We start from the raw sequence: 1,466 nt of genomic DNA on the forward strand, positions 1-1,466 counted from the left end.
AACCAGCGACCCAATGATTAACAGTCATTTGCTCTACCAACTGAGCTATCGGGGAACAGTGCCTGGCGGTGACATCGCGTCTCCAACCAACGGCAGCGAATAATAAGGTTATTTTACCGTGAGTCAAGTATTCCACTGCAAAAAAATTCAAGCCACGGTATTTATGGCATTTTACCCGCTATTCGGCCTTACAGGTCATCAGCACTTTCTGACAGGTATTGGGCCACGCCTTTTGGAGAAGCTGTCATGCCCTTATCGCCCTTTTTCCAGCCAGCCGGGCAGACCTCACCGTGCTTTTCATGGAACTGCAAGGCGTCGACCAGACGAATCAGTTCATCCATATTACGGCCCAGCGGCAGGTCATTGACGATCTGGGAGCGAACCAGGCCTTCCTTGTCAATCAAAAAGGCTCCACGGAAGGCTACACCACCTTCAGACTGGACATCATAAGATTTACAAATATCGTGGGTCATATCAGCGGCCAAAGTATATTTCACCGGACCGATACCACCCTGATCAACTGGCGTGTTACGCCAGGCGTTGTGGGTAAAGTGAGAGTCAATGGAAACACCGATAACCTCAACACCACGCTCCTCAAAAGCACCCACACGGTGATCCAGTGCAATCAGTTCAGAAGGACAAACGAAAGTGAAATCCAGCGGGTAAAAAAACAGCAGACCGTACTTGCCACGAATGGCTTCGGACAGGGTAAAAGCATCAACAATAGAGCCGTCACCCAGTACTGCGGGTACTGTGAAGTCAGGAGCCTTCTTGCCTACTAAAACACCCATAAATATTTCTCCTATGGTTTACAAAGCTATGGTTTACAAAGCTATGGTTTACAAAGCTATGGTTTGCAAAGCTATGGTTTGCAAAGCTATGGTTTGCAAAGCTGTGATTAAAAAAGTTGTGCATTTAAATAGAACATTACAATTAATTAGTAATTTCTCATTGAATAACACATCCTGAAAACCGCGAATGTAATGACACACAGGACCACGGTTTTCGCATATCATAGTAGAATTAAATAACTACTTTTCCTCCTGAGTAATAAATCAATTAGCAATTAAAATACCAAAGTAGATATTCAAATAATTTAACTCGGAGCTTGATTATGCAGTACTTTAATACCCCATCTTCAAGTCCGGTGAAATTCTGGAATAAAGTCCCTGATGATCAAGAGGTCCTGAAGCCCAGCCCCATAAAGCCTGAGACCAATCAAAACAGCACAGGCCTGAAGGTTACCAAACACCCTCCATCAAAGTGCATTCTCCCTGGAAATAACTCAGCATTCTCTCCGACTCCCAAAACAACTGAGAAGGTCATAAAAGCTTTCAAACAGCCGAATCTGATCAAAAATAGCGTCAAGCCCAGTACTTCTGGTGCTGGTAAGGATAACGACCAGCCGGGGTGCCGGGCCACCGGAATGCCGGGCCACCGGAATGCCGGGCCACCGGAATGCCGGG

At 46.0% G+C, this 1,466-nt stretch carries 3 protein-coding genes; 2 read left to right on the forward strand and 1 reads right to left on the reverse strand.

Annotation, left to right across the window (positions count from 1 at the left end):
* Window positions 1–188: 188 nt before the first annotated feature.
* Window positions 189–791, reverse strand: a complete 603-nt coding sequence (locus tag KDK14_RS09600) for a peroxiredoxin (RefSeq protein ID WP_257264880.1) — start codon at window positions 789–791, stop codon at window positions 189–191.
* Between KDK14_RS09600 and KDK14_RS09605 the strand changes: the two genes are divergently transcribed.
* A complete protein-coding gene (locus KDK14_RS09605) occupies window positions 772–969 on the forward strand; it encodes a hypothetical protein (RefSeq protein ID WP_257264881.1) in 198 nt (65 codons plus the stop codon). The two genes, KDK14_RS09600 and KDK14_RS09605, sit on opposite strands and share 20 nt — an antisense overlap.
* A gap of 145 nt (window positions 970–1,114) precedes the next feature.
* Window positions 1,115–1,466, forward strand: a 352-nt coding sequence (locus KDK14_RS09610; protein WP_257264882.1) for a hypothetical protein, incomplete at its 3' end; no start/stop codon positions are given.

This window comes from Endozoicomonas sp. ONNA2, from assembly GCF_024606365.1.
Lineage (GTDB): Bacteria > Pseudomonadota > Gammaproteobacteria > Pseudomonadales > Endozoicomonadaceae > Endozoicomonas.